The 21,260-nt window shown below is 53.5% G+C and carries 19 protein-coding genes; 16 read left to right on the top strand and 3 right to left on the bottom strand.

Annotated features, from left to right (window positions below):
• Positions 1-411: 411 nt before the first annotated feature.
• Entirely contained in the window at positions 412-1,305 is an 894-nt protein-coding gene (locus AC3G2T_RS03865; RefSeq protein ID WP_488434579.1) for a C40 family peptidase, read from the top strand.
• A gap of 58 nt (positions 1,306-1,363) precedes the next feature.
• Here the strand turns inward: AC3G2T_RS03865 and AC3G2T_RS03860 are convergent, their stop codons facing one another.
• Positions 1,364-1,873, bottom strand: a complete 510-nt coding sequence (locus AC3G2T_RS03860) for an NUDIX hydrolase (RefSeq protein ID WP_474680402.1) — start codon at positions 1,871-1,873, stop codon at positions 1,364-1,366.
• Positions 1,874-2,093: 220 nt separating this feature from the next.
• On the opposite strand from AC3G2T_RS03860, the gene AC3G2T_RS03855 reads away from it, so the two are divergent.
• The 6 genes from AC3G2T_RS03855 (at position 2,094) to AC3G2T_RS03830 (ending at position 8,932) form a co-directional block, all read left to right on the top strand.
• Entirely contained in the window at positions 2,094-2,546 is a 453-nt protein-coding gene (locus AC3G2T_RS03855) for an ACT domain-containing protein (protein ID WP_488434732.1), read from the top strand.
• A 32-nt stretch (positions 2,547-2,578) separates the two neighbouring features.
• Positions 2,579-3,865: a homoserine dehydrogenase gene (locus tag AC3G2T_RS03850; protein ID WP_488434578.1), complete on the top strand. Its 1,287-nt coding sequence runs from the start codon at positions 2,579-2,581 to the stop codon at positions 3,863-3,865.
• Positions 3,866-4,840 (top strand): homoserine kinase, encoded by a 975-nt coding sequence (thrB, locus tag AC3G2T_RS03845; protein ID WP_474680400.1) that lies wholly within the window; start codon positions 3,866-3,868, stop codon positions 4,838-4,840. It begins immediately after the preceding gene.
• Entirely contained in the window at positions 4,837-5,718 is an 882-nt protein-coding gene (gene pheA, locus AC3G2T_RS03840) for a prephenate dehydratase (RefSeq protein ID WP_488434577.1), read from the top strand. Before thrB ends, pheA begins: the two co-directional genes overlap by 4 nt.
• 8 nt (positions 5,719-5,726) lie before the next feature.
• Positions 5,727-6,605, top strand: coding sequence for a branched-chain-amino-acid transaminase (gene ilvE / locus AC3G2T_RS03835; protein ID WP_474680398.1), 879 nt, complete (start codon positions 5,727-5,729; stop codon positions 6,603-6,605).
• Between the two features lie 200 nt (positions 6,606-6,805).
• Entirely contained in the window at positions 6,806-8,932 is a 2,127-nt protein-coding gene (locus AC3G2T_RS03830) for a LysM peptidoglycan-binding domain-containing protein (protein ID WP_488434576.1), read from the top strand.
• Between the two features lie 115 nt (positions 8,933-9,047).
• Here AC3G2T_RS03830 and sigW read toward each other — a convergent pair whose 3' ends face one another.
• Positions 9,048-9,659 carry an RNA polymerase sigma factor SigW gene (gene sigW / locus AC3G2T_RS03825; RefSeq protein ID WP_474680396.1) on the bottom strand — a complete coding sequence of 204 codons (612 nt, stop codon included), beginning with the start codon at positions 9,657-9,659 and terminating at the stop codon, positions 9,048-9,050.
• A gap of 282 nt (positions 9,660-9,941) precedes the next feature.
• Between sigW and AC3G2T_RS03820 the strand changes: the two genes are divergently transcribed.
• From AC3G2T_RS03820 to yajC, 8 genes are all read left to right on the top strand, one after another.
• Complete coding sequence (locus AC3G2T_RS03820) at positions 9,942-10,613, top strand: BofC C-terminal domain-containing protein (RefSeq protein WP_488434575.1); 672 nt, start codon at positions 9,942-9,944, stop codon at positions 10,611-10,613.
• A gap of 120 nt (positions 10,614-10,733) precedes the next feature.
• A complete protein-coding gene (gene ruvC, locus AC3G2T_RS03815; RefSeq protein ID WP_474680394.1) occupies positions 10,734-11,240 on the top strand; it encodes a crossover junction endodeoxyribonuclease RuvC in 507 nt (168 codons plus the stop codon).
• Positions 11,237-11,869, top strand: a complete 633-nt coding sequence (gene ruvA, locus AC3G2T_RS03810; RefSeq protein ID WP_474680393.1) for a Holliday junction branch migration protein RuvA — start codon at positions 11,237-11,239, stop codon at positions 11,867-11,869. Before ruvC ends, ruvA begins: the two co-directional genes overlap by 4 nt.
• A gap of 84 nt (positions 11,870-11,953) precedes the next feature.
• Positions 11,954-12,928 carry a Holliday junction branch migration DNA helicase RuvB gene (ruvB, locus tag AC3G2T_RS03805; RefSeq protein ID WP_488434731.1) on the top strand — a complete coding sequence of 325 codons (975 nt, stop codon included), beginning with the start codon at positions 11,954-11,956 and terminating at the stop codon, positions 12,926-12,928.
• Positions 12,929-14,442: 1,514 nt separating this feature from the next.
• Positions 14,443-16,689, top strand: a complete 2,247-nt coding sequence (locus tag AC3G2T_RS03800; RefSeq protein ID WP_488434574.1) for a SpoIID/LytB domain-containing protein — start codon at positions 14,443-14,445, stop codon at positions 16,687-16,689.
• A 10-nt stretch (positions 16,690-16,699) separates the two neighbouring features.
• A complete protein-coding gene (gene queA, locus AC3G2T_RS03795) occupies positions 16,700-17,764 on the top strand; it encodes a tRNA preQ1(34) S-adenosylmethionine ribosyltransferase-isomerase QueA (protein WP_474680391.1) in 1,065 nt (354 codons plus the stop codon).
• Positions 17,765-17,860: 96 nt separating this feature from the next.
• Positions 17,861-18,997, top strand: coding sequence for a tRNA guanosine(34) transglycosylase Tgt (gene tgt / locus AC3G2T_RS03790; RefSeq protein WP_474680390.1), 1,137 nt, complete (start codon positions 17,861-17,863; stop codon positions 18,995-18,997).
• A 15-nt stretch (positions 18,998-19,012) separates the two neighbouring features.
• A complete protein-coding gene (gene yajC / locus AC3G2T_RS03785; protein WP_474680389.1) occupies positions 19,013-19,330 on the top strand; it encodes a preprotein translocase subunit YajC in 318 nt (105 codons plus the stop codon).
• 76 nt (positions 19,331-19,406) lie between these two features.
• On the opposite strand, the gene AC3G2T_RS03780 is transcribed toward yajC, so the two are convergent.
• Positions 19,407-19,796 (bottom strand): TIGR04086 family membrane protein, encoded by a 390-nt coding sequence (locus AC3G2T_RS03780; RefSeq protein ID WP_474680388.1) that lies wholly within the window; start codon positions 19,794-19,796, stop codon positions 19,407-19,409.
• Positions 19,797-19,893: 97 nt separating this feature from the next.
• Between AC3G2T_RS03780 and AC3G2T_RS03775 the strand changes: the two genes are divergently transcribed.
• A complete protein-coding gene (locus AC3G2T_RS03775) occupies positions 19,894-21,231 on the top strand; it encodes an ArsB/NhaD family transporter (RefSeq protein WP_488434573.1) in 1,338 nt (445 codons plus the stop codon).
• The last annotated feature ends 29 nt before the right edge of the window (positions 21,232-21,260 follow it).

Here is a 21,260-nt window from a genome sequence, read left to right as displayed (position 1 = left end):
AAAATGGACGGGATATGTAAAGGCAACCAAATTCCTCGATCTCGGTTTTCCTCCAATCAACTTCACTGGCTCTTTCAATTGGAATATATTACAGCTAAAGTATTTCAACTGGGTATGTTACCATGTAATAGAGAGTTTGATGTTAGGAGTCTGGCGGGCGGAGTTGCTTAAGTGCCGTGTCGGGGAGGATCGTGACCGCATCTATGCCGCTAACACTGCATAGAATCCGTCATTTCGCATAAATTTACCTTCTACTTCATTCATCGGCGAGACTCCTAGACTGCCAGATTTGTTGTTGTCGTTTATGCATCGTTTATGCATCGCTTTTGCAGCAAAGACCGTCTGAAAACACCATAGAACCGCTTGCGAAGAAAATTTTTCTTCGAAAAACGAACTTGGGAGGCTTTCATCATGAAAAAACAACTTTTGACCTTTGCGCTTGTTCCGGCTATTGCGTTTGGAGCCGTTTCGATTCCGCTGCCTCAGCAGGCTCATGCAACGACTGCAGGACAAATTGTAAGCAGCGTCAGCTTCAGACAAAGTCCTGACGTGAATTCCACCCGTATCCGGTATTTGAAGTCGGGCGAGAAGGTTACGATTTTGGAAAAGGTTAATAATTGGTGGTACAAGGTTCAGGATCAGAACGGACGCGTCGGTTATATCAGCACCAATTTGAAATACATACAGACCTTGGGTTCTGTGGTGACGGCGGGGTCTGGCGCGAGTTCGGGCTCTAGTTCCAGCTCAGGCACCGGCACCGGCTCTAGTACTAGCTCAGGCACTGGCTCAGGCTCTAGTTCCAGCTCGGGCTCAAGCTCCAGCCCCAGCACAGGCTCTAGCTCTAGCTCCAGCAGCGCATCCGCCAGCGCCAAAGCGCAAAAAGTGATTGCAGCCGGCGAAAAGTATCTCGGCACTCCTTATGAATTCGGCTCCAGCCGTTCCAATACGAGTACGTTTGACTGCTCCGATTTTGTGCGCCAGGCGTTTATCGACGGTATCGGCTTGACGCTGCCAAGCGATTCCCGGGGCCAAGGCAGCTACGTGAAAGCAAAAGGGAACATAAAGACGAACTGGCGCGATTTGCAGCCGGGGGATCTGATGTTTTTCATGGATTATAAAGGGACGAGCGCTTCGAGTTATTCCGGGATCGATAAATCCACGGCAAGGATTTCTCATGTCGGCATATATTTGGGCGACGGCAAAATTTTGCATACGTATTCCGTTGCGAGCGGCGGCGTGAGGATCGATTCGATCGCGGGCAAGCACTGGGAATACCGGTTCCTCTTCGGCGGCAGTGCAATGTAACGAAAACAAAAAGGACAGGCCTCGATAAGATCGGGGACCTGTCCTTTTTATTTGCGCTTCATATTTGTACCGGATCCAGCAGCGGCTTCCAGTGTACGGTAGGTTCAGCGGTTTCTCCGTCAAGGCCGGCAGAGCCGATCCACGGAAAAGGCGTATTTCCTTCGGCAAAATAGTGCTCGAGCAGACAGCGGAAAATAAAGGGCATGGGACGCTGGAGAACTTCCTCCCGCGGTATCCAGAACAGTTCTCCTTCCTGCGTAATAATCCGCGGGCTTACGTCAGTATGGCCTACGTAGAAGAACTGCTGGCGGATTTCCTGTCCGTTCAGGCGAACCAGCACGTACTGCAGATGCAGGTCATCGATTTCGTCGAATTCAATGCCGGTTTCTTCATAAATCTCGCGCAAGCAAGCGGCTTGCGGATCGTTGATTTCCGCAGGCTCCAAATGTCCGCCGACAGCGGCCCACAGCCCCGGGGATAGCGTCCGGGTTAAGGAGCGTTTCATCATCAACAGCTCGTTACGACTATTCCAGAGGAGCGCCGTAGATATCATTCTTAATGTGATCACAAGCAGGGCCTCCTTTATAATAAAACGGCAGGATTTGAAAAGTATTTTCAATTCAGCTTACCATATGGAAGAGGGGGCCAGCAACGGACAAGGAATACCAATCATTTTGCCTATTGCTTCACGTGCTGCAATTCGATATAATGTCCACTAGAAGGGAACATCAGTCTTTCTAGAGAGGACGATTCATTTGACGCCGGAAAGCAAGGAACTATTCGATCCGATGAAGCCAACCGGGCGGGAACGGTACTATTTAATCCGGGAAGATATTTTGCCCGAAGGTGTGCTCAAGACTGTACAGGCGAAAGAATTGCTCGCTCGTGGAGAAGTGAAGACGATTCACGACGCCGTCGAGCAGGTAGGCCTCAGCCGCAGCGCTTTTTACAAATATAAGGATGGCATCCATGCTTTGAGCAAGCTGGAGCGGGAGCGCATCATTACGATTTCTATGGATCTGGAGCATCGCTCGGGAATTTTATCGAGGGTGCTTGCGCTTATTGCTCATTTGGAGGGCAATGTGCTGACGATCCATCAGACGATCCCTCTTCAGGGCATGGCGAACGTGGTCATTTCCGTCGAAACTTCTTCGATGGGCGAAGACACGAATCGGCTGCTTGACCGGCTTCAGGCTCAGGAAGGTGTCAAGCGCGCCGTGATCATCGGTCAGGGCAGTTAAAGACAGAAGAAATTACTCGGGAGGTATTTGGAATGAAACCGATCAAAGTAGGTTTGCTTGGACTGGGCACTGTAGGGACAGGCGTAGTCCGCATTGTTGAAGGCCATCAGGAGGATTTGCTGCGTCAAACGGGCTCTCCGATTGAAATTGCGAAAATTCTCGTGCAAAATAAAAGTAAAATCCGCAGCATTCCGGTCGATCCGGACAAGCTGACGGAAAACGCCTGGGACGTTATTAACGATCCCGAAATCGACATTATCGTAGAAGTCATGGGCGGCGTAAGCTCGACGAAAGAGCACATTTTAACGGCGCTGGACAACGGCAAGCATATCGTAACCGCGAACAAAGATTTGATGGCGATGCACGGCGCCGAAATACTGGCCAAAGCGGCCGACAAGGGCTGTGACGTACTCTACGAAGCGAGCGTTGCCGGAGGAATACCGATTATCCGCACGCTGGTGGAAGGCTTCTCGTCCGACCGCATCACCAAAATCATGGGGATCGTGAACGGGACGACCAACTATATTTTAACGAAAATGAGCCAGGAAGGCGCCGCTTACGGTGATGTCCTGAAAGAAGCTCAACAGCTCGGTTACGCCGAGGCGGACCCGACTTCCGACGTGGAAGGTCTGGACGCCGCGCGCAAAATGACGATTTTGTCGACGCTTGGCTTCCATGCGAATGTCGCTTTGAGCGACGTTGAAGTGAAAGGCATCTCGCAGGTCAGCAAAGAGGACATTCTTTACGGGAAAAAGCTCGGTTACGAAGTGAAGCTGCTCGGCATTGCCGAAAATCACGACGGCCATATTTCGGTCAGCGTACAGCCGACGATGGTGAAAAGCTCCCATCCGCTTGCTTCTGTAAACGGCGTTTTCAATGCCGTGTACGTGTACGGCGAGGCTGTCGGCGAGACGATGTTTTACGGTCCGGGTGCAGGCGAACTGCCGACAGCGACTTCGGTCGTAGCCGATTTGGTGGCGGTCGTGCGGAATTTGAAGCTTGGCGTGAACGGGCGCACAGTTCCAGGGCCGTACAAAGAGAAGAAGCTGAAAACCGACGAACAGATCGCATCGAAAAACTTTATCCTGCTCCATGTGGAGGATAAAGCCGGTGTGCTTGCGCAAATCACGCAAATTTTCGCCCAGCACGAAGTGAGCCTTGAGTCCGTGTTCCAGCATCCGAACGTGAGCAATCCGAAGGCGGAAATTATCATTATTACGCATGACGCCAATCAGGCAAGCATGAAAAATGTATTGAAGCAGTTTGAATCCATGGACGTCATTCATTCCATCAAAAGCGTGTACCGCGTAGAGGGGTGAATGTTCGTGAACAAGCAAAAAGTGCGGGTTAAGGTGCCGGCGAGCACGGCGAACCTGGGCCCGGGATTCGACTCGCTCGGAATGGCTTTGAATTTGTATGCCTGGATCGATATGGCGATCGCGGAAAAGACGTCTTTTCAGTTGATCGGAGATCAGATGGCGGGCGTCCCGACAGATAAAACGAACTTGATTTACGAAGTGGCGCAAATGGTGTTCAAGCAGGCCGGCGTCTCTCATCCGGAGCTGGAAATTGCGATGTACAGCGATATTCCGCTGACGCGCGGCCTCGGCAGCAGCGCGTCGGCTATCGTCGGCGCGCTTGCCGGCGCCAATGCGCTGATTGGGAACAAGCTCTCAAGCGACGAGCTGTTCCAGATCGCAACCCGCCTGGAGAAGCACCCCGACAATGTGGGGGCGAGTTTGTTCGGCGGGATTGTGGTCGCTTTTTGGGACGGGCAGCGGGCCGAATATATTCGGCTGGAGCCCGATGCGAATTTGGAAGTGCTGGTAGCCATACCGGCGTTCCAGCTTGCCACCGAGAAGGCGAGAAGCATCATGCCGCAGCAGGTTGCGATGCAGGATGCGGTGTTCAACCTCAGCCATTCCTCGCTGCTGGTTGCCGCGCTCAGCACCGGCAACCTGGAAATGATCCGGCACGCCATGAAGGATGCGCTGCATCAGCCTTACCGTGCGCCGCTGATTCCCGGCATGACGACGATTTTGGAGCAGGCCGATCGGCACGGCGCACTGGGCGCGGCGCTGAGCGGCGCGGGGCCGACGATTCTCACGCTGGTCGATGCCCGCAGCGGGCGCAAACAGGAACTGGAGACGTTTTTGAAACAGACGCTGAAAGCCGAAGGTATTGAAGCCGAGACGCTCTGGCTGAAGCCGAGCCGCGAAGGCGTAACCGCCACATTCACGGCTGCCGGCGAACCCGAGCTGCAGGAGTTGATTCATAAGGAGGTAAGATCGTGAAAAAAATCGCCCTCCTGGGGCCGAACACGTTTTCGGAGGAAGCCACCCGCCATTTTCTCGGATCGAAAGAATTCGAATACGTGCCTTTCAAGCTCATTTCCGATGTATTTATGGCGACGGCGGCAGGCGAAACGGATTTGGCCGTCATCCCCATCGAGAACACGCTGGAAGGTTCCGTGCATATGCATGTGGACTGGCTCGTTCACGAAGTGGAACTGCCGATTCGCGCGGAGTATGTGTTTCCGATCGACATGAATTTAATCGGCTATCCGCTGCCTGGGGAGACGCCTGATTCTTCGAATCCGTACGCGCATATCCGCAAGGTGATGTCGCATCATGTGGTGCCTGCGCAGTGCCGAAACTTTCTCAAAACTTATTTGAGCGGGGCCGAATTCGAAATTGTCAGCAGTACGGCCGAAGGGGTCCGGCTCGCAGCTTCGGCACATGATCCGCACGTTGCCGCAATCGGTCCGGCTGTGGCCGCAGTCAATTATGACATTCCTATCCTGCAGCGGGAAATTCAGGACCACAAAAACAACAAGACACGCTTCCTGCTTGTCGGTTCGGAGACTCCGGAGCTCAAGGCGTCGGAGCGAATGAAGACGACGATTCTGGTTACGCTGCCCGAAGACTACCCGGGGGCTCTGCACCAGGTGCTGTCGGCGTTTGCCTGGAGGCGGATCAATCTCTCCAAGATTGAGTCCAGACCGACGAAGAAACAGCTGGGCAGTTACTATTTTTACATCGATATCGAAGGCTCTATGGATTCCGTGCTGCTGCCCGGCGCCATTCAGGAGCTGGAGGCGATCGGCTGCCAGGTGCGTATATTGGGGAGCTACCCCAGCTATTCTTATGAAACCTATCTTTCGGAGGTGTAAGTTTCATCATGGCGCAATGGATTTATTTGGACGGCAATTTTGTAAGCAAGGAAGATGCAAAAGTATCTGTGTATGACCATGGCTTTTTGTACGGTGACGGCATTTTCGAGGGAATCCGCATTTACAATGGGAATATTTTCAAATGCAAAGAGCATCTGGACCGACTTTACGATTCCGCAAAATCCATCATGTTGAACATACCGCTCACCTATAGCGAAATGCAGGATGCGCTGACCGAGACGGTTCGCCGCAATGGGCTTCGCGCCGGATACATACGGCTTGTCGTATCGCGCGGCACCGGCGACCTTGGCCTCGATCCCCGCCGTTCCCCGAAAGCAAGCGTGCTTATTATCGTGGAACAGCTTTCGATTTATCCGCAGGAAGCTTACGAGTACGGTTTGAAAACCGTGTCCGTATCTACCAGACGCAATGTGCCGGACGCTTTGAATCCGAAAATCAAATCTTTGAATTACTTGAACAACATTTTGGTGAAAATTCAAGCCAACCTGGCCGGTGTGGGGGAAGCGATTATGCTGAACTCGCAGGGGTATGTAGCGGAAGGATCGTCGGACAACATTTTCATCGTCAAACGCGGCATCGTGTATACTCCGCCTTGCTATTGCGGCGCTTTGGAGGGAATTACGCGGGCGGCGATCATGGAATTGTGCGTCAAGTCGGGAATTCCGCTCAAGGAGGAGCCTTTTACGCTGCATGACGTGTATGTGGCGGACGAAGTTTTCTTCACGGGCACGGCGGCTGAGGTTATCCCTGTGCGCGAAGTCGACGCCCGCATTATCGGCGAAGGGAAGGCAGGACCGATCACGACTGCGCTGCTTCAACAATTCCGCGGCATTGTAGAAATTGACGGCGTCAAAGTGCTGGATTAACTTTTTTTCACGATTGTCATATTCGCATCCCTTTCGTACGTAAAATCGTGCGAGAGGGATTTTTTTTGTCCGAAAGAAGGTCAAAAGCCTAGACATGTGCATAAACTGTAATGTCATTGTGAAGAGCAGCCGGAAAGGAATCATTGAAGATCAAGCTCTCGATGCAAGTCTTCTAAGAAAACTTTAAGGAGGTAGTGGACTTGAAAATCCATATTGTCAAAAAAGGCGATACCCTGTACGAGCTGGCAAACAAATATCATGTCGAGCTGGATCAGATCATCGCGTTGAATCCGCAAATCACAGATCCGGACAAAATCGACGTAGGGATGAAAGTGAAAATTCCGTCCAAACCGCAGCCGATCCAGCCGCAGGTCGAACATGTGTATAAGCACGTCGTGCAGCAGGGAGATACGCTTTGGAAGCTTGGAAAAGCTTGGGATGTGCCGCTGAACGACATGATCAACGCCAATCCGCAGCTCAAAAACCCGAATGTCCTTATGACGGGAGAAACCGTGTTCATTCCGAAGATGGCGCACCATCATGGGGGACATCACCACGGGGAGCACCATCATTCAGGGGGGTACTCCGGCAAGCCGAGCACCAAGCCGAACACCGAACCGATCAACAAGCCGAGCACGAAGCCAAGCACCGAACCGATCGCCAAGCCCAGCACTGAACCGATTAACAAACCGAGCACGAAACCAAGCACCGAGCCTATTGTTCAGCCGCAGGTCAACAAGCTTCCCGAGGCGAAGCTGCCTATCAACCAGCTGCCGATTTATCAGCCGCCTATCAATCAGCAGCCGGTGGCCCAGGCTCCGATCAAACAGGAGGTTGCACCTCAGCTGCCGGTAAAAGAGAGTCCGCTAATAGTGAGCCCGGCAGCCAAAGAGCCGGTTATCCAGCCCACCGAAAGCAAAACCAAAACCGAAGCCGTCCAGAAACAATTGGCTTCCGAAAATTATCCGATGACTTCTACCAAAGAAGGTCCGCTGCACACGGAGAGCGAGCTCGGCCTGCACGAACCTTATACGCCATCGGTTCATCCATTCCATCAGTACCATATCGAGGCCACGGAAGTGTTTGCCAATCCCGGTTCCGCAGCTGTGGAAGCTTCGGGCTACCCGGATTCGTCCGAATATCCGCAAGCGCCTGAATACGAAGCGCCGGTCATGCCGTGGGAAGGCGCTCATCACGCGCCATGGGGCGGAGCGCACGAAGCGCCGTGGGAAGGCGCTCATCCGGCGCCGTGGATCGGGGCGCACCATATGCCATGGGAAGGAGAGCAGGCAGCGACGTGGATCGGAGCGCACCAAACGCCGTGGGAAGGAACACAGGCGGCGCCATGGAGCGGAGGCCAGCAAGCGCCGTGGGAAGGAGAGCAGGCAGCGCCATGGAGCGGAGGCCAGCAAGCGCCATGGGAAGGGGCTCAGGCGGCGCCGTGGAGCGGAGGCCAGCAAGCGCCATGGGAAGGAGAGCAGGCGGCGCCATGGAGCGGAGGCCAGCAAGCGCCGTGGGAAGGAGAGCAGGCAGCGCCATGGAGCGGAGGCCAGCAAGCGCCATGGGAAGGAGAGCAGGCAGCACCGTTGAGCGGAGGGCAGCAAGCGCCATGGGAAGGGGCTCAAGAATCCCCATGCGCAGGCGGCGTACCCCAAGCACCATGGGAGGCAGTGCAGCCGGCGTCGTGGGAAGGAACGCAGGGAGCGCCATGGACTGACGGGCATCAGGCTCCTTGGGGCGCTTTTCCTTCGCAGGTGCATGCCGCGCAGCTTCCTGTCAGCCATGGAGGCTGCGGCTGCGGGGAAGGGCAGCCTGGAGCAGAGCCCTGGCAGACTTATCCGGCGGCAGCACCGTCCTACCATCCGACGGCGGCCATGCCGATTGCCGCTCCTTACGATATGTACCCGGCGGAGGGCTTTCCTTACGGCGGCGAAGACAATTTGCATCCGCACATGCACCCGCATATGCACCCGCATATGCACCCGCATATGCATCCGCACGGCGTAATGCCTGCTTATGGTATGCCTTACCATGCTCCGTATGAGAGTCCGTATGAGGCGCCTTACGAGACGCCTTATGAGGCTCCGATTCTTCCGCAAGTTCATACGCATGTATTACCGGAAGAAAAAGGCATGGAGGACACCGTCGAATTGGATTACCGGTCAAGCAAAAGAAGCGGCAAAACGGGAAAATCCGGCTCCGGCGCAGGCAGCATGAGAAAAGCCAAAACGTCCGGCATCCGATCCGTTCAAACGTTTTTGAAAAAACAGCAGCGGCGAGCGGAAAAGCCGGAGTCCAAACCTAACTTGCCCTGGATTAACGTATAGCAGGCACTAGACTCTCGTCCTTGATGGACGGGGGTTTTCCGTGCTTTTACCGGCATCAAAAAAAAGCAGGATACGGCGGCAAGAGCCGCTATACCTGCTTTTTTCATTATTTTGCTCAGGCGAGCATCCCGATCGTGAAAAATACCATAAGTCCGACAACGAAATTCATGCCCCACTTTTTACGCAGAAGCTCGCGTCCGCGGTGCAATCTTGTTTTGACGGTCGTCACCGGAAGATTGAGCTTTTCGCTAATTTCCTGCAAGGAAAGTTCTTCCAAATAATAGAGTATAATGATGCTTTTGTATTTGTCGGCCAGCTTGTTAATGGACCTGTGAACGTGCTCCTGAATTTCCGTCTGCAGGACGGCGTGCTCCGGAGACTGGTCTTGGCTCGCCAGCTTGCTGTAATAGCTGTAGTCGTCGTCCTGATCATTCAGTTCGGCATCGAGGGATTGAACGGGCTTTTTCTTGCGCAGCAGGTCGATGCACACATTTTTGCCAATCCGGTAAATCCAGGTGGAAAACTTTTGGCTTTCGTCGTAATGATTCAAATTCAAATATACCCGGATAAAAGTCTCCTGTACGATATCCTCGGAATCAGGTTTGTTGTGCAGCATACGATAAGCAAGCTTTTGAATTTTGGTACGGTACAATTCCACCAATTCTACAAAAGCGTTTCTATCGCCGGTCCGCGATAATTGTATTAGTTGAAGTTCTGCCACATTCATGCTGTTCCCCTCCTCAGCTCTTTTCCAATATATATCGATTTCATTCAGTTTGTATGAAAAAAGTTTACCTACATCTGACTATATCATTTCTACGGCTACAGTCAAATATCTGTTAACGCAAACGGCCTGATTTCCGATATTTTGGGAATAGTTAGGATAATTTTCCTTCAAAGATGTCGGGAACGAGACCGTTGTCCCGCTCTTTCTTACTATGGTAAATGATGTATAGCCCCCGATGCAAATGGAAACAATACCAGAAAAACGAGAATGAAGGGGATTTGGGTGAATGTACAAAGCTTCTTAAAACATTTGAAACGCAAGCTGCGCTGGAAACGAGGCTGGATCGCTCTGGGAATGCTGATCGCGCTCTGCACGGCCGGATATATGATCCATGCCGCAGGGCTGTGGCCGGAAGCGGGCGGCGGCACCGTGGCGCGCATGACTTTGGCGCCGGCGAATCAGGAAGAAGAGGACGCCAAACTTAAGGAAGCGATCGCGAAGCTGAGAGGAATTACGGACAGCAGGGAAACGTATTTGCTCAAATCCTACGTCTGCGGGGAAGAACTGCAGAAGCTCGGCTTGCGCACATCGGATCAACTGGTGACGGAATTAATGAAGAACCCGAACTGGACGTTCAGCTTGAATGCGAAAGGAGAAGTGACGTTCACCGAGCAGATCGACGATCTGTCTCCCGAATGCAAGCAGAAAGCGGTTTTCAGTGTCGACGAAAGCGGCAATCTGTCCCTGTTTCAGGGAACGCCGAGCAAGGAGAACGTCATCAGGACCTTTTTTCAGCTGAACATCCGCCAACTGGAGAGCAGTCTTCCGCAGGAAACAGTCAAGCAGCTGCACGACGGAATCCGGATTACAGACATGGAGGAATACAACAGCGTGCTGTCGACTTTCAGCGATTATGCGGTGGAGGAAAGCGAGAGAGCGATGTTCAATCAATAACGGACGAGTAGACGAGGTAGGCAAGGGCGCATCGGCCCGAGTCTATCTCTTTTTTTTGTTATCTGCTATAATGGGGAATGATACATATGTTCGCTTTTTTGGGATGGGAGAGACAATATTGTGCGCATTCTGGGTATCGATCCGGGGATCGCAATCGTAGGTTTCGGATTTATCGATAAAATCGGCAGCAAGCTCGTCCCGGTGCAGTACGGCTCCATTCAGACGGAAGCCCACACGGACCCTGCGCTCAGGCTCAAGGATGTCTATGATGCGACGAGGCAGCTGATCGAGAAATACAAGCCGGATGCAATGGCGATTGAGAAATTGTTTTTTAACCGCAACGTGACGACGGCGTTTACAGTCGGACAGGCGCGGGGCGTCATGATTCTCGCAGGCGTTCAGGCGGAGCTGGCAATCGCGGAATATACGCCGCTTCAGGTCAAACAGGCTGTGGTCGGATACGGCAAGGCGGAAAAGCATCAAGTGCAGGAAATGGTCAAAATGTTTCTGAAGCTCCAGGCTGTCCCTAAGCCGGACGATGTTGCGGATGCGTTGGCCGTCGCCATCTGCCATGCTCATTCTTCCACCATGCAGACGATGATAAATAATAAGGTCGTGAAACGATGATCGATTTTTTAAGAGGAAAAATAGCGCATCGCGAAAGCGATTATGCGGTCGTTGACGTGCATGGCGTCGGCTACCGGGTATTTTGCCCGAATCCGTACGCGCTGCCGCACAAAGACGGCGAGGACGTCACATTGTACACCCACTATCATGTGCGCGAAGATGCCCATCTGTTATTCGGCTTTACTTCCCGCGAAGAGCAGTCGTTGTTCCGTCTGCTGCTTGAGGTTACAGGGATCGGCCCGAAAGTCGCGCTGGGCATACTGGCCGGCGGCGGCAGGCCGGAAACCGTCATTGCGGCGATCAGCCAGGAAAATCTGGCGTTTTTGACGAAGCTGCCGGGCATCGGCAAGAAGACGGCGCAGCGGATTATTCTCGATTTGAAAGATAAGCTCGGCCAGGTTTCGCTTTCCGACAGCCTGGAGACATCCATCGGCCTCGGATTGCCGCATAATCAGGGTTCCGGCGAAGGCGGGGGCTCCTGGTCGGAAGCGAAGGAAGCGCTTATGGCCCTGGGCTATACGGAAGGGGAGACGGACCGGGCATGGGCAAAAATCAAGCCGAAAGCGAAAGAGTCGGATTCCGTGGACGTCATAATGAAGCTTGCGCTGCAAGCGTTGTATACGATGTAAAGGCGGAACAACCGCTCTATTCTGGATTGAAAAATAGTAGGAGGATACCCCGTGGATAATGACCGGATCATTTCCGCTCATTTGATGATGGAGGATCAGGCGATCGAATACAGTTTGCGCCCCCGGTACCTGGCGGAATACATCGGCCAGAAGCAGGCCAAGGAGAACTTGAAGATTTACATCGAAGCGGCCAAAATGCGCAAAGAAGCGCTCGACCACGTGCTGCTGTACGGACCTCCCGGGCTCGGCAAAACGACGCTGTCCAACATTATCGCCAATGAGCTTGGCGTCAATATTCGAACGACCTCCGGCCCCGCTATCGAGCGGCCGGGGGATCTTGCGGCCATCCTGACGAATTTGCAGGAGGGCGACGTACTGTTCATCGACGAGATCCACCGCCTCCACCGCACGGTGGAGGAAGTGCTGTATCCGGCGATGGAGGATTATGCCCTTGACATTATTATCGGCAAGGGACCGAGCGCGCGCTCGGTGCGTTTGGACTTGCCGGCGTTTACGCTGGTCGGCGCGACGACGCGCGTTGGCCTGCTGTCTGCGCCGCTGCGCGATCGCTTCGGCGTCGTGAGCAGGCTGGAATTTTATACGGTGGAGGAGCTCACCTACATCGTCAGCCGCACCGCCGACATCCTGCAGGTGCAGATCGTCGGCGAAGCCGCGCGCGAGATCGGCATGCGCTCGCGCGGCACGCCGCGCATCGCCAACCGCTTGCTCAAGCGGGTACGCGATTTCGCGCAGGTGAAGGGCGACGGCATCATCACGCTCGACATCGCGCGTACGGCCCTGAAGCTGATCCAGGTGGACGACCTGGGCCTCGATGAGATCGACCACAAAATGCTGCGGGCGATCATCCAAAACTTCCAGGGCGGCCCTGTCGGCCTGGAGACGATCGCAGCGACGATCGGAGAAGAGGGGCAGACGATCGAAGACGTCTACGAGCCGTATTTGCTGCAGATCGGCTTCCTGCAGCGCACCCCGCGCGGCCGCACCGTAACGCCGCAGGCGTACTCGCACATGGGGCTGCCGATGCCGGAACAGCGATAGCTGCACGCGGGAGCCGGCGGCAAGAGCCCACGGCGAAAGTCTGCGCTCATTTGCCGTTAAACACAGCGCAAACATTTTGTCAAGCGGCTTGGCAGACGGTAACGCGAGGAGAAAGACAAGAGCAAACCAAACAAGATAAGAGCAAACAAGGCAAGATAGAGCCATACAAGACAAGGCACAACAAAAGTAATAAGACAAGGCCAAACAAGGCAAGATAAGACCGAAAAAGACAAGACAAGAGCAACAAGATAAGAGCAACAAAACAAGATAAGAGCAACAAGTCAAGATAAAGCCAAACAAGGCAAGACCGTGCAAAACCCATGCAAAATCATGCAGAACAAATACAAACCCATGCGGAGACATGCGCATGAAATAAATGGATAAAAATCCAAATAAAATAAGATAAAGCCAACATAACAAGAAAGAACGAACGAATTTAGAAAAAACCTGCTAAAATACAGTTTTTTTCATCCGAAACGGTTCATTTTCGGAAAAAGCCTGCAATTGTGCAGGAATTTCTTTTCAAAACGGCTTGTGCCCCAGGTATTGTCGTGAAAACCTGCACATTTGCAGGAATTTCGTTACAATCGTGTGAAAGAACAAAAAAGCCTGCACTTTTGCAGGCTTTTTACTTATTGCCAAGTAGATGCACCAGCTACAGCCTGCGAATGCATGCAACAGTCGCCCGTTCGCCAGCTCACTATGTATCTGCCAAGTAGATGCACCAGCTACAGCCTGCGAATGCATGCAACAGTCGCCCGTTCGCCAGCTCACTATGTATCTGCCAAGTAGATGCACCAGCTACAGCATGCGAGCACATCCAACAGTCGCCCGTTCGTCGGCTCACTATGTATCTGCCAAGTAGATGTGCCAGTTTCAGCATTCGAATGCATCCAACAGTCGCACATTCACCGGCTCTCTACGTACCCGGCAAGTAGATGCATCAGCTCAAGCATACGAGTACATCCAACAGTCGCCCGTTCGCCGGCTCACTATGTATCTGCCAAGTAGATGCACCAGCTACAGCCTGAGAATCCATCCAACAGTCGCCCGTTCCCCGGCTTTCTACGTATTACCAGCCCGGCGATGACTTCCGAGATATGTGAAGGACAAAGCTTGCTAGGGGTCTGTCCGACGGAGTTACTTTTGTGCAAACCCAAAGAGTCATGACAAGCAAATACTGTAGCTCACGCTGCATCATAACTGCCATTTCACATACACATACCTTCTACTAAATTTTTCGGACAGACTCCTGGCAGATCGTTTCGTAAATTCGTCCTCTTTCTGCTCGTAGCCTGTCCAGTAGACTATTGAATCCGCAGCGGGAATCTCCGGCAACGAAGCATGTACCTTCAACTGAGTTCTTCGGACAGAACCTCGAGGCGTTGCACAATAATGCCCGTCCCTCGCGTGAAGATGCGGAAACGGGCATTTTTTTGCCGTCTACAAAACTTCTGCGCCTTCATAGAGTCTAACTTACTAGAATACGAGCGAAAGAAAGGAACATTTGTCGAATGAAGTGGGGAAAAGCACTATTCCGTCCAACGATGATTGCGATTGCTTCAACGGTGCTGACCGTAGGGACAGCTCCTGTTTTTCAAAATACGGCCGCGGCGGCTGGTGTAAACCATCTGGATACGATCCGCGTTGCGCTGTTCATTGATGCGGCTAAGTACAGAGTGCTTGAGCCGGTCGTTACTTTGTCGGCCGATAGCGGGTTGGAAATCGGAATCCGCAGCGGCGGCGGAACGCACACTTGGGTTGCGCTGCCCAATCAGGCGGAAATTCGCGCTTCCTTGGATCAGTACAGCGTGAAAATGCTGGAAACGCCCGATTTTGCTGCGGCTGGGGCGCTGCAAGCGAAATTGCTGGCGATGAAGGAGGACGCTTACACCCTCAGCAGGTCAAAACAAGGGAAAACCGTTTTTCAGGTTTTCCTCGGCAGCTACGCCTCCAAAGAAGAGGCTGAAGGAGCCAAGCTGAAGGCGCTGAAAGATGCAGGCGTCGGTGCATTGACGCAGGCTGCGCAGCCTGCGCTCACCGGCCCGCTGCATCTGAGCGCCGGGACGTACCCTACGGAAGCGGCGGCTCTTGGGCAGGCGGCCGCCTATTGGCAGGCGGGGCTCACTGCGGACCTTGCCCTGCAGGAAGATGCAGCGGGCAAGGTCCAGTATGGCGTCTGGCTGGGCGGCGAAGCGACGGCTGAGCAGTTGGAGGCCGTGAAGCAGCAAGCGCTTCAAGCCGTGCCGGGCGTTCCGCTCCAGAACGCGAATACGAATGCCGCGTATTTGCTCCGCAGATCGGACGTGACAGTTGCCTCGTCCGGCGTGCAAGCGGTACCTCATTTTGCAGCCGGTGCAGGAGGGCAAAAAACGCTGATTCATCCCAAAGAAGCGGGAATCACCGTCAAAGAGCGGGCAGGCCGAAGCTACCGCGGAGATATGGAGCTGAGCGCCTACCATGACAAGCTGGCCGTGATTAACGAGCTGCCGCTCGAACAGTACCTGTACTCCGTCGTCGGCACGGAGCTGAATTCGAGCTGGCCGGCCGAAGCTTTGAAGGCGCAGGCTGTAGCTGCGCGTACATTTGCAATCAAGCAGGGCGCCAAGTACGAGATCGCCCAAGTGAGCGATTCCACAATGGATCAGGCTTATTATGGCATGGATCGCGAGTTTCCCGGAGCTCTGCAGGCTGTCGATGCGACCAAGGATGAGGTGCTTGTTGACGACAAGCACAACCTTATCACTCCTGTATTTTCATCCAATGCTGGGGGAATGACGGCGGACCCTTCGGAAGTATGGGGCAACCCCGTTCCATATTTGCGCAGCGTGCCGAGTCCTGACGACGGGGCGGCCAGCGGCAAAGCGGTGTGGTATCGGGTGAAGCTGGCAAGCGGTAAAACCGGATACGTGCACTCGAAGTATTTGAAGGATACGGGGCAAAAAAATGCGGAAGGCGCAGCTGTCTACGAAGCAACCGAATCGGCTGTCAATGTAAGATTAGCTCCGTATGTAGACAATACGGCCAATCCTTCGATCGATCAGCTTGACACCAAGGAAAAAGTGGCGGTCGTGGGCCGGCAGACGGAATCCAACGCCTATTCCTGGGTGCGCGGACCGTATGACGCGGAGACACTCAAAAGCAAACTGGCGGCTGTGGGAGTTGCGATCGACGGTCCTCTCCAGTCTTTGGAAATTTCCAAGCGCGGGCCTTCCGGGCGGGTGACCGAGCTGAAGGCGAACGGCCAAGTAGTAAAAGTGGCTTATCCCGATGCGCTCAGAAACGCTTTGGGCGGACTTCCGAGCACGCGGTTTGAAATTGGATTACCGGGAAGTTATACTGGTAATACTTCAATTGTTCCTCCGGCCGTTCCATCGGCCCGGACCCCGTCTTCGGCAAGCGTATCGATAGCCGGAGCGAGCAGTACGGACAATGGCGGCGACAAAGCTTCAAGCTCTATTTTTGTGCTTTCGGGCGGACAGACGAAGCCTGCCGAGGTGAGCAAGTCCGATATTATCGCAATCGGGGCATCGGGGCAAGCGGCGCCGGCACCTTCCGCTGGAGCGGGCCAACCGGCGGCGAATGGATCCTTTTCCACATCGGGACCTGTGAAAGGCAGCCAATTTATGTTCTGGGGGACCGGTTACGGGCATGGACTTGGCATGTCGCAATGGGGAGCCAAAGGTTACGCTGAGCTCGGATATGACTATAAACAAATACTCCAGACCTACTACATTGGAGTCACCATAACTAAGGAATGAATGCGAACATATGGATGTACAAGCTTTTGATTTTGAACTGCCCGAATCTTTAATCGCCCAGACGCCGCTTGCAAACCGGACGGCGTCCAGGCTGCTTGCGCTCGACAAAGCGACGGGAAACATCGCGCATAACACATTTGAACAGCTAGCGGACTATTTGGAAGCCGGGGATTTGCTCGTGATGAACGATACGCGAGTCATTCCAGCCCGGCTTTTTGGCGTGAAGAGGGATACGGGCGCCAAGGCCGAGATTTTGCTGCTCAAGGCTCTAGGGGAGGACCGCTGGGAAGCTCTGGTGAAGCCCGGGAAAAGGGTCAAGACGGGGGCTATCATCGATTTTGGCGTAGAATTCGCCTCGGGGGACGAGCCTTTGCTTACCGCGGAAGTTTTGGAAGAAGGTGAAATGGGGGCAAGAGTGCTGCAATTTCGCTACCAGGGCATTTTTAACGAAATATTGGATAAACTTGGACAGATGCCTCTGCCGCCTTATATCAAGGAGCAGCTGCCCGAGAAGGAACGGTATCAGACGGTTTATGCGAAGCACGAAGGCTCGGCCGCCGCGCCGACAGCGGGGCTTCATTTTACGGCGGCTTATTTGGATTTGCTTCGCGCCAAAGGAATCCGGACCGCTTTTGTAACGCTGCATGTAGGATTGGGCACTTTCCGCCCCGTTTCGGTAGACCGTATCGAAGAGCATCAGATGCATGCGGAATATTATGAGCTGTCCGCCGAAACGGCTGCGCTTATTAATGAAACGAAATCGAATGGCAAACGTATTATTGCCGTAGGTACAACTTCGGCGCGCACGCTTGAAACCGCGGCTCAGTCAAGCGGGCTTGGCAGCGGGCATACGGCCATCGAGCCGTCGAGCGGCTGGACCAGCATTTTTATTTATCCCGGCTACAAGTTTCAAGCCGTCGATGCGCTGCTGACCAATTTCCATTTGCCCAAATCGACGCTTCTCATGTTGATCAGCGCATTGGCAGGGCGGGAACATGTGATGCGCGCTTATGAAGAGGCGGTCAGAGAACAGTACCGGTTTTTCAGCTTCGGAGACGCAATGTTTATATACTAAGGAGTCTGTCCGATGAACCGCGTAAAGGGCTGCACAATAGTAGCTCCGTCGGACAGACTCCTAGATGATGTTTACTTAAGATAGGAAGTGGTAGTATTGGCAGCAGTGACATACGAACATATCAAAACTTGCAAGCAATCCGGCGCCAGGCTCGGGCGCGTGCATACGCCGCATGGCGTCATCGAGACGCCAGCGTTTATGCCGGTCGGCACGCAGGCTACGGTGAAAACGATGAGCCCCGAGGAATTGAAGGCGATGGACGCTCACATAATTTTGAGCAACACGTACCATCTGTTTTTGCGTCCCGGGCACGAGCTTGTGAAAGCGGCAGGCGGACTGCACAAATTCATGAACTGGGACAGGCCGATCCTGACGGACAGCGGCGGTTTTCAGGTGTTCAGCTTGAGCGACATCCGCAAAATTACGGAAGAAGGCGTCCAGTTCAAGTCGCACCTGAACGGGGACAAGCTGTTCCTCTCGCCGGAGAAAGCGATGGAAATCCAGAATGCGCTAGGCTCCGACATTATGATGGCGTTTGACGAATGCCCGCCTTATCCGGCCGAGTACGATTACATCAAAAAATCGCTGGAACGGACGACCCGTTGGGCGGAGCGCTGCCTGCAAAGCCATGCCAGACCGGAAGACCAGGGGCTGTTCGCTATCGTACAGGGCGGCATGCATGAAGATTTGCGGCGGCAGAGCGCGGAGCAGTTGACTTCCATGGATTTCCCGGGGTATGCTATTGGTGGATTGAGCGTAGGGGAGCCCAAGCATCTGATGTACGAGGTGCTGAACTACACGACTCCGCTGCTTCCGGCGAATAAACCGCGCTATTTAATGGGCGTAGGCTCGCCTGACGCCTTGATCGAAGGCGCTATCCGCGGCATCGACATGTTCGACTGCGTGCTTCCGACGCGCATCGCGCGCAACGGCACCTGCATGACCAGCTCAGGCAGACTCGTAGTGAGAAACGCTGCGTATGCCGAAGATTTCGGTCCGCTCGACCCGAACTGCTCGTGCTACACATGCTCTAATTACAGCAGAGCGTACATTCGCCATTTGATCAAAGCGGACGAGACATTCGGCATCAGGCTCACGACCTATCATAACCTTCACTTTCTATTACAGCTCATGCGCGATGTAAGACAAGCGATTATGGAAGATCGTCTGCTCGATTTCCGCGACGCATTTTTCGAATCGTATGGGCTGAATGATAATGAAAGAGGATTTTAAGAAAGGAGGTTTCCTATGTTCTTGTTGGCTGAAACCGCACCTGCAGCCGATGCCGGTGCGATGGGGTACTTGTATACATACGGGCCGCTGGTGCTCATGTTCGTCGTGCTTTATTTCTTACTTATCCGCCCTCAGCAGAAGAGGCAAAAAACTCGCAACATGATGCTCGGGGCATTGAAAAAAGGGGACAAGGTCGTCACCATCGGCGGTCTGCACGGAACGATTATGGAAATTACGGACGACATTTGCGTACTGCGCGTCAACGACGCCACGAAGATGACGTTCGACCGTTCCGCTATCAACTCCGTCGTATCGAGTGCAGCGAAGGAATAGTGAAAAAAAAGCGAGATCCTATCTCAGGCTCTCGCTTTTTCTATGGCATTTATCTGTATTTCATTTTTCTTATGGGCTATTTGCGGGTATTGACGCCAAGCATGCCGCCAAGCGCTCCGGACGCGAAAAATATGCCGAGCAGCTGCAGCGATTGCAAGTTCAATCCGGCGTCGAACGCAAGAAATCCTACCAGAAAAATGATCAGGAAGTAGATGAGACCGAGCATGCCTCCGTAATACCAGCCTTTGTTGCCGGCTCTTTTGCCGGACACCCAGCCGCCGATAAACAGGGAGACGCCGTGAATGATTGTCGTCAAAGTATGCAGGGCGCTCTCCTGCGTGCTGGTAAGAAACAGCAGCAGTGATGTTACGATTGTGCCGATCGTCATCATAATTAATGAATACACTAACCCGGAAAATAAAGGAGATGTAATTCGAACCTGGCTGACGTTTCGCATAGGGTTCATATGCACCATTCCTCTCATTATATTCGATGTTTAGTTAACATCATTGTATGGCCAAGCACATAGAATTAGTACATACTTGCAGAAAGGAAGTGAGTGCATGAACGAATTTTCTCATGGACCTGCGCTATGGCAGTCCATAGCTGCTTTTCTTATTTTCGCGGCCGCTTTTGCAGGCATATTGATCGAACGCTGGAACAGGTCGTATATTGCGCTTGGCGGCGCTCTTTTGATGCTGCTGCTCGGAATTGTGCCGCTCGGAAAAGCTTTTTCTACATACGCGGATTGGGATACGCTCATCCTTTTAACAAGCCTTTTTGTGCTGGCTTCAGGTTTTCAAAAGACGGGAATTGTCTCCTATTTGGCAGCTGCACTTATTCGCAAATACCGGTTAAAGCCTTTATTTATTTTGCTGGGATTGTCTGTCCTGACGGCCGTTTCGTCGGCGTTTATGGACAGCCTTATGGCCATCGCCGTAATCGTTCCCGTTATGCTCAGCACTGCGCGGGTTCTCAAGCAGTCTCCCGTGCCATTTTTGATAGCGGCTGTCATGTCGGCCAATTTGGGCGGCGCGGCCACGTTGACCGGGAGCGTAACGAACCGGATGATCGGGACGGCGGCGGATTTCAATCTGTGGCAATTTGTTGTAAAAATGGGGCCGCTGGTCATCGTTTCGCTGCTCATCGTTTACGCCGCTATGTGGCTGCTGTACGGCAAGAAAATGATCGTTCCGGAGTCGCAAAAACGCGAGCTGCTAAGCCTGCAGCCTGCTTCGCATCTGGCGGACAAAGCGTTTGTCATCGGCGGGAGCGCGATTTTTTTCCTTTTCATTGCGGCTTTGCTGCTTCAAGGACTGCTCGGGTGGAAGGCCTCTTATACCGCTCTCGCCGGAGCAGTGCTGATCACGGCGCTGGATTACAAAGCGGTTGCCGGCATCGTCACAAACAAAGGCTATCGGGCGCTTTGGCAAGGTGTTCTGGACTCGCAAATTTTGTATTTTTTCGGCCTGTTTGTCATGGCTGGCGGTTTGACGCACGCGGGGATCAGCGGCCTGCTCGCCCTTCGCGCCATGGAGCTGAGCCATGGAAGCATCCCGTTCTTGTCCATGCTGATTTTTTGGCTGACCGGCATCGGTTCCGCTATGGTCGACCATATTCCGTATTTGGCGGGGGTCCGGCAAGTGCTTCATGAAATAGGGGCGCTCGCGCAGACCGTTGAGGGAAGCACGATTGCGCCGTTATGGTGGTCTTTGGCGCTGGGCGCAGCCATCGGCAGCAGCGGAACGATTGCCGGCTCCGTCACAGGCATGCTGGCCGCAGGGCTCGCGATGCGGGACGGCAGCGGTTTTAAGCAGTGGGATTATTTGAAAATCGCGGCGCCGCTTACTTTGATATTGATGATTATCGCCACAGGGTACATCGGGCTGTTTTTGCTTTAATTGCCAACAATTGAATACGCAAATTTTGC

The sequence above is a fragment of the Paenibacillus sp. sgz302191 genome (genome assembly GCF_057749925.1).
The sequence above is the reverse complement of the archived record's forward strand: the minus strand, read 5'-3'. Positions and strand labels throughout refer to the sequence as shown.